General features: G+C 46.4%; 7 protein-coding genes. 3 read left to right on the top strand and 4 right to left on the bottom strand.

The genetic code is table 11. From position 1 onward, the window contains the following. Positions 1–766 precede the first annotated feature (766 nt). A complete protein-coding gene (locus F6J94_RS26810) occupies positions 767–961 on the bottom strand; it encodes a hypothetical protein (RefSeq protein WP_293020051.1) in 195 nt (64 codons plus the stop codon). A gap of 311 nt (positions 962–1,272) precedes the next feature. Here F6J94_RS26810 and F6J94_RS26815 point away from each other — a divergent pair, with 311 nt between their 5' ends. Further along, positions 1,273–1,419, top strand: a complete 147-nt coding sequence (locus tag F6J94_RS26815) for a hypothetical protein (protein ID WP_293045846.1) — start codon at positions 1,273–1,275, stop codon at positions 1,417–1,419. Here the strand turns inward: F6J94_RS26815 and F6J94_RS26820 are convergent. Continuing rightward, the gene (locus F6J94_RS26820) at positions 1,401–1,586 is read right to left on the bottom strand and encodes a hypothetical protein (protein ID WP_293020047.1); all 186 of its coding nucleotides are present in this window, start codon (positions 1,584–1,586) and stop codon (positions 1,401–1,403) included. The two genes, F6J94_RS26815 and F6J94_RS26820, sit on opposite strands and share 19 nt — an antisense overlap. A 60-nt stretch (positions 1,587–1,646) precedes the next feature. Continuing rightward, positions 1,647–1,844 (bottom strand): hypothetical protein, encoded by a 198-nt coding sequence (locus F6J94_RS26825; protein ID WP_293045851.1) that lies wholly within the window; start codon positions 1,842–1,844, stop codon positions 1,647–1,649. 42 nt (positions 1,845–1,886) lie between these two features. Between F6J94_RS26825 and F6J94_RS26830 the strand changes: the two genes are divergently transcribed. Together F6J94_RS26830 and F6J94_RS26835 are read left to right on the top strand one after the other, a co-directional pair. Next, positions 1,887–5,810 carry a HEAT repeat domain-containing protein gene (locus F6J94_RS26830; protein ID WP_293045854.1) on the top strand — a complete coding sequence of 1,308 codons (3,924 nt, stop codon included), beginning with the start codon at positions 1,887–1,889 and terminating at the stop codon, positions 5,808–5,810. After that, positions 5,792–6,025 (top strand): hypothetical protein, encoded by a 234-nt coding sequence (locus tag F6J94_RS26835; RefSeq protein ID WP_293045857.1) that lies wholly within the window; start codon positions 5,792–5,794, stop codon positions 6,023–6,025. The genes F6J94_RS26830 and F6J94_RS26835 overlap by 19 nt, the downstream gene beginning before the upstream one ends. Here the strand turns inward: F6J94_RS26835 and F6J94_RS26840 are convergent. After that, on the bottom strand, positions 5,987–7,186 hold the full coding sequence (locus F6J94_RS26840; protein ID WP_293045860.1) for a DUF4114 domain-containing protein: 1,200 nt from the start codon (positions 7,184–7,186) through the stop codon (positions 5,987–5,989). The two genes, F6J94_RS26835 and F6J94_RS26840, sit on opposite strands and share 39 nt — an antisense overlap. Positions 7,187–7,321 lie beyond the last annotated feature (135 nt).

Raw genomic sequence — 7,321 nt, forward strand, 5'->3', positions numbered from 1 at the left:
TCGCTCGTGGGCGATCGGGAGCCCGGCACCGTCGGGTTTGCGCTCCCCGATGTCGAGGTGCGCATCGCCGACGACGACGGTGTGGTGCTGGGAGGGGTCTTCAAATTCAAATCTCGCCATAATATTTCGTCTTAAAAAACTCCTCGGTTGCTAAGGCTGTGGGCACTTAACGTTAACAATGATGGTAAGCATATCCGCTACGCGCAGGCTACGCCAACAGCTATTAGCTAAAGGCCTTTGGCCACGCTACTTGAGGTGCCCTCAGCAGCGGTCAGCTGATAGCTGATAGCCTTTGATATCAAGAGAATAAGTCCATAGGTTTGTTTTTACGGGTGACCCTGGCGTTACATCCAGGTCATAGCAAAATTGCTGTTGAACTTATCATTAATAGCTGATAGCATATAGTGGATAGCACAACGCTGAATGCTTATCTAATGATCTACCAATAAATAAATACCTACTTACCTCCAGATATCCGGATTTATTTTCCAGATTTATGGCAAAATGTCAGATGCCATAAGACAGTTTTAAGGATGCTCTTATCTTAATTAAAAATATTCTTGGTTCCGAAAGGTTATTAAGTATTTATTGCCTTCGTCTTGTTTATATTTTTAAATAAAAATATAAATTACAATGAAGCGATCGCTAGAAAAAATTTATCCCGTAATATCCCCTAGAAAAAGGAAAGAGCTTTGCCATACCTGCTCTTCCCTTGCTCTCCAAAAAATACCTTACTCATTGATGTCATGAGTTTTGGTTAATGTCACTAGTATTCGGTTAAGTTTATCAAGTCTTTATAGTAGTAATTTTCTATTTCTGCTAAATAAGGGAATAGGGAGTAGGGAGTAGGCAATCGGGAATCGGGAATCGGGAATCGGGAATCGGGAATCGGGAACGGAGAAGATTTAGGGTTGTGGAACAGGCATCTTGCCTGTTTCAGCTGAAAATAGCGAAACCCCAACTGGGGATCCCCCCTAACCCCCCTTAACAGCGGGGGGAACACTCACCCTGTTTACCACACTTACCACACTCCCTGCTCCCTGCTCCCTGCTCCCTGCTCCCTACTCCCTACTCCCTCAAAAAAAGTTTGTTACAAAATCTTAAAAATATGCTATGATATAATATTTTTTGTGGTAAACTAAAAATGTGGACAAAATAAAGTCCATGGGAAGAGCCAGCCTAAGAGTTTTCGCAGGCTGCAGGCTGGCTCTTGGTCCCCCTTACAGGAGATAACTTAATTTTATGTCCCATAGACGCCTATACCCATGGGTCATGGTTCGGTTGTTACCACCCATGCCACCAATGGTTTTCGCTCGGTTCGACAGCCCTGCTGATGCTAAGGGCTATGTGCAGGTTTTGAAAGCCTTGATGCCTGGTGCCAAGTTTCTACTTTTTCTTGATCACGGAGTAATTCCGTAGCACAGGCAGTTGTGTGGCACAGGCATCTTGCCTGTGACATAGGGAATAGTTGTGTGGCACAGGCATCTTGCCTGTGACATAGGGAATGGGGAATCGGGAATCGGGAATCGGGAGTAGTTGTGTAGAATAGGCTTCGATGCTGTGAGGAAAATATTGATCACAGGCAAGATGCCTGTTCTACCAAGAACCTAATTCCAGCCACGAGGTCAAACAGGTGGGGATCCCCCCTAACCCCCCAAAACAGCGGGGGGGACACTTCCCACACCTCCCATAAACTCCATGCTTCCCACACTCCCGACTCCCGATTCCCGACTCCCGATTCCCTGTTCTATATAATAGTCACTAAAATTGGTATAATTAAAACTAACCTTCGGGGAGCATCGTAGTGTCAAAGGCTTGCTGGGCTTAGGGTCTAGCGCCAACATTTTCATATATTGACCTTACTAACTCCCTGGGAAACTACCACTATGCCCCATAGAGGCGATGCCGACCGCCCAAAGCTTTTCCCTACCTTTAAGACTAGTGTTACCCAGTGCCTATGTTATCTGTTAGCACTGCTAGTAGCGGTATTGTTGATTGTCAACGGGAGTCACGCTCAAGAAAAGAAACCTGAACTAGAATCGTGGCAGCTCAAGGGGATTGTAGCAGCACTGGATGATCCCGATCCATTGGTGTGGGCTGAAGCTTTGAACAAATTGTCTAGCTATGAATTGAAGAAACTTAAGCCCCCTATTTATATTCCTAACGACACAATTGACAAGATTGCAGAGTTATTGACTTATAAGCATGAGAGTGATGAAACCGAGAATCAAAGAAAGTCGGTTCAGTCCAAAGTCCTTGCTAGTGCCGTAAAAGCTTTGGAGGAAATGGGGGTAGCAGCCTATAAGTACGCTCCCCAAATCGCTGAACTGTTAACTGACTCACATAGTAATGTCCGTTCTAATGCAGTAGAAGCTCTGGGGGAGATGGGAACAGCCGCCTCTGAGTACGTTCCCCAAATTGCGGAACTTTTAACCGACTCACATAGTAATGTCCGTTTAAGTGCGGCATCCGCTCTGGGGCAGATGGGAGCAACCGCCTCTGAATATGCTCCCCAAATCCTTGAAGGTTGTTTAACCGACTCAGATAGTTATGTCCGTGATAGTGCGGCATCAGCTCTGGGTCAAATGGGATTAGCTCAAGACTACGCTCCTCAAGTTGCTAAACGTTTAACTGACTCAAATAGTGATGTCCGTGCTAGGGCAGCATCGGCTCTGGGTCAGATGGGAGTAACTGCCTCTGAGGTAGCTCCCCAAATTGCTAAACGTTTAACTGACTCAGATAGTTATGTCCGTTCAAGTGCGGCACAAGCTTTAGGCCAGATGGGAGCAGCCGCCTATAAGTACGTTCCCCAAATTGCGAAACTTTTAACCGACTCACATAGTAATGTCCGTTTAAGTGCGGCATCCGCTTTGGGTCAGATGGAAGCAGCCGCCTCTGAATATGCTCCCCAAATCGCCCAACTTTTAATAAACTCAGATTTCTTTAGTTTTAACCGGGTGGTATATGCTCTGGGTCAGATCGGAGCAGCAGATAAGGACATAGCCCACCAAATTGCGAAACTTTTAACCGACTCAAATAGTAATGTCCGTTTAAGTGCGGCATCCGCTTTGGGTCAGATGGGAGCAGCCGCCTCTGAGTACGCTCCCCAAATCGCCAAACTTTTAACAAACTCAGATAACTACTCGCCTCATAGGGCGGCATCCGCTTTGGGTCAGATGGGAACAGCTGCCTCTAAGTATGTTCCCCAAATCCTAAAACTTTTAACCCACTCAGATGACCATGTTCGTGCTAATGCAGCATACGCTCTGGCGGGGATGGGAGCAACACCATCTGAGTATGTTCCCCAAATCCTAAAACTTTTAACCGACTCAGACAGTGATGTCCGTTCACGTGCGGCATCCGCTTTGGGTCAGATGGAAGCAGCCGCCTCTGAGTACGCTCCCCAAATTGCCAAACTTTTAATCGACTCAGATTATAGTGTTCGTGCTAATGCAGCACAAGCTCTGAGGCAAATGGAACCATTAGACGTAAAAGACTTACTTTCTATATTGAATGCCGTTTACTGGAATCAGATAGAAGCACCAAGCCTGCGTTTTCTAGCCTATTTCGTTAGTGGCGGGGAAAAAGACTCACTCCACTTAATCCAGTGGCTGGGCTTACCTAAGGAATATCCCCATCAAAATAAAGATCAGGCCATCAATCACCAAGAAGGCTTGGAGGTTCTCAACCTATTTGCCGACATCTGGGAAGATAGTCAAGATTTGTCTCAACTGCGCAAAGACTTGGAAAGGCAGATAGCCATAGTTGTTGACAAGGTGAACTGGAAGCAAGCAGATATGGATCTGCTCAAGAAACACTACAAAAATCTTAAGTCTATAGATTCCCAACTTGCTGCCGCCGTCAATGCTCAAATTATCGCCTTAGAAGGACAGCACTGGTTTCTGATTGGGTTTAAGGTTTGGCTAATCCATGTCAGTTGCTGGTTGTTGCTGATCATCATTTATCCTCGTTCTCTCCAAGTCCAAGCCCTAATCTGGAACTGGAAATTCCGCACCATTGTGGGCTTAGGCTATATCAGCATTGCTCTGACCTGGATTCCCTGGTTGCGCTACCGATTACTCGCTCCCTTCCGTAAGGTGCTGGTGGCCGATGCTAGCTTAGATAGCTTTGATCCCCAGGCTTACTTTCCCGACTCTCACGTTAAGATTACACGAGCCACCCATACCCAAGCGATTCAAACTGCCATTGGCCAACTCCAGTCTCCGGTCGTTCTGGTAGGGGAATCGGGACTGGGCAAGTCCATGTTTCTCCGGAATTTAGTGAAAACCTCCGGGCGGCTATCGGTGTACTTGCCTGCCAGCCAATGTGCCGGTGGTGTGGTGGAAGCGATTCAAGCTAAATTGCCCATCGCTGCCCATGACCCTAAATTCCTACAAAGCCTGATTAACTACAATACTCTAGATATCTGCATTGACGGACTCAATGAAGTCAGCCCTGACACCAGGGCTACTATTAATACCTTTGTAGAGCATCACGTCCAGGGGCATATTATCCTCACCACCCAACCCTTGGAATGGACACCCCCAGCGACGGCCAAAACCTACGTGCTGCAACCCCTGAAGCGCCAGCAAATCGCCGATTTCCTCACCTCTCGCCAAGGGATTTTGCCTGAGGATGCCCCGGTATCGGGTGTGGCCTACGAGCAAGCCTGTGACGACTATCTGGCCAGCCAACTCCAGCAAACCCAATCCAAACAGGAGTTAACGGCAGTACGTCGGTTTCTGTCCAATCCCATGGATTTGACCTTGGTGGCGCAACTGTTGGCCCAGGGCAAAGACCCGGATTTGCTGAACTTGCAACAGCAGCAGTATGAGATCATGGCAGAGGACTATCAACAGATTCACCTTTGTCCCTTTCCCCTGGCTGAATTTGCTGAAACGGTCTATCAGATGCGCCTCCATGATCAAATTACCATCCCAGAAAACGACTGTTTGGATGAGTTGCAGTGTATGGAACGGTATAAAATGGTATTGACTCGTCAGCAGAAGGATGGGTTTGGTCGTACCTATCGAGAATGGTACTTTCGTCACGATAAAATCCAGGAATACTTTATTGTCCAGACCTTCCTGAAAACGGAGAATCGAGAACGTCAGCACGAGCATCTGACTGACCCCCGATTTCGCGGTGTCTACCTGCTGCTGGCCACCCTGTTGGAGGTTAACCAAGCTCTGGTATTACGGGAAGTCCTGATTCAATCGGCTGCGGAAACCAAAGACCATGTCGTCAGTGACCAGTTCATCCAGCGGTTTAATTCTCGTCAAGAGCTAACCCAAACCACCAACAACCATGGCGTGCTTGCCCTTTACCAGAAGCATTACCAAGACCTGATCGAAATTGCTAGACTACAAGCCAGCCGACTTATCACTGTTGAAAACAACGCTATGAGTGAATCAACCTCAGACTCTAATCACTCCAACTATCATTCCAAGTATCAGTTTCAATACGATCGATCTCAGTCTCAAAATAACTTTGTCGATGGGACTCAAAGTGAGGTTAATCAAGAAATTGGTAGTCAAACTAAACACAATTATGCCCCGGATAAAAACCAAACCCTAAGCGAAGCCGCCGCCGAAATCCAACAATTATTAAAACAATTAGAGCAAAGTAACCCCAATGCCACGGATTTAGAAAAGACAGCGTTTGTGAATATTGCGATTCCAGCAAGTACTAAACAACGGTTGCTTAGTGCCTTAGAAAGTGGTGGGAAAGAAGCCCTTAAAGAATTATTGGATAATCCTTATGTGAATGTGGGCATGGCGATTGTGGAAGGATGGCAGAATCCATCTTAGGGAACAGGGAACAGGGAACAGGGAACAGGGAACAGGGAACAGGGAACAGGAAGTTGTGTGGCACAGGCATCTTGCCTGTTCTACCAACAACCCAATTCCGATTCCCGACTCCCGATTCCCGATTCCCGTTCCCCTCCTGGGAGGGGTTAGGGGTGGGTCCCGACTCCCGATTAAATTCAGAAAATAACCTCTACTACCAAGTCATCATAATCTAAGTCACCACCACCAAAGGTATCCTCGAAGCTAAACTGATTGTCTCCTAGTAGGCGGACGTGATCAAATTGATCAGGGTTAGCGCTCAAGAAACTAAAGTAAGCATTCAGACCCGAACCCTGCTGATTCGTAGGATTCTGAGTCAGGAACTCTTCAACAGTGCCATTAGCAATTAGGAAGGGAGCTAACAATACACCACCAGATAGCCCACTGGCTAAATCGACCTGGTTGGAAACTGCAAGCTCTGCATAACCCGCATCACCGGGATTGAGATTGCCAATTTTACCACTAGCATCATCAACCTGATAAAAGCCAAAGCTATTCTCAAACACAGCTTGACTACTAACCACAATCTCAGGTGTTACTGTTCCAGTCACATCGGTTAAATCCAGTAGCTCCACTTGCCCTTGAATCTGAGGATTCCCTGTCCCCACAATCGGAGTCAAAGCCGAAGCGTCTTGAACCGTTACCACTAAATCATCAAAGTCTTGATCATCAGCATCTTCAAAGTTTAAAGTCAAGACACCGTCACTATTAGTCTCGCTTTGGATATGGTCTAAACCATCGCTATTGAAGGAAGCATCACCGAAGAATACAGAAGCATTTTGTCCTGCTAGCACTGCCTCTTTCGTGCTATTTTGTACTAGGTAAAATCCTAATTGATCTCCTACATCAAAATTGTTAATCAGACGAGTAGTTTGACCACTATCTTCAGGATTCAGCAGCACAGAGAAAATAGTCTGAGCATTAGATAGAGCCGCTTCCACATACCCTTCTTGACCAGGAGCAATACCATTAACTGTACCTTGGTCATCATCGGTGACAAAAACTCCAATTTCATTGACATTAGTAGCGTTTCGACTAATAAAGGAGAATAGGAGTTGAGCGTTGCCAGTGGTGTCACTAGTGATAGTAAAAGTATTGTTAGGGTTCTGAGTCAGAGTCGAAGGAACAAAGGTAGGGATCGAGTTAACAGTAATATCAACAGTCGCTGTATTTTGGTTGCCGTTGCCATCAGATACCTGATCGATCGCTGTATCAAGGCCGCCGTTGCCATCAGATACCTGATCGATCAAGCTATCATTCCCACTGAAATCTGGATCAGGAGTATCAGTAATAACGTCATCATTAGTATTATCCAAGGTACCGTTATTGTTAACCACAGCAGTACCATCTGGTGCATCATTTACAGGAGTAACAGTAATGTTAACGGTAGCGGTGTCAGCAGGGTTAACGCCATAGTTTTACTTATCAGTTAAACGATGGCGTTAACCCTGCTGACACCGCTACCGTTAACA

The sequence above is a fragment of the Moorena sp. SIO1F2 genome (assembly GCF_010672755.1).
GTDB lineage: Bacteria > Cyanobacteriota > Cyanobacteriia > Cyanobacteriales > Coleofasciculaceae > Moorena.

Bases quoted from the DNA above. Each gene is read 5' to 3' on its own strand.
- F6J94_RS26835 (WP_293045857.1), top strand. From the start codon at position 5,792: ATGGCAGAATCCATCTTAGGGAACAGGGAACAGGGAACAGGGAACAGG.
- F6J94_RS26815 (WP_293045846.1), top strand. From the start codon at position 1,273: ATGGTTCGGTTGTTACCACCCATGCCACCAATGGTTTTCGCTCGGTTC.
- F6J94_RS26825 (WP_293045851.1), bottom strand. From the start codon at position 1,844: ATGTTGGCGCTAGACCCTAAGCCCAGCAAGCCTTTGACACTACGATGC.
- F6J94_RS26830 (WP_293045854.1), top strand. From the start codon at position 1,887: ATGCCCCATAGAGGCGATGCCGACCGCCCAAAGCTTTTCCCTACCTTT.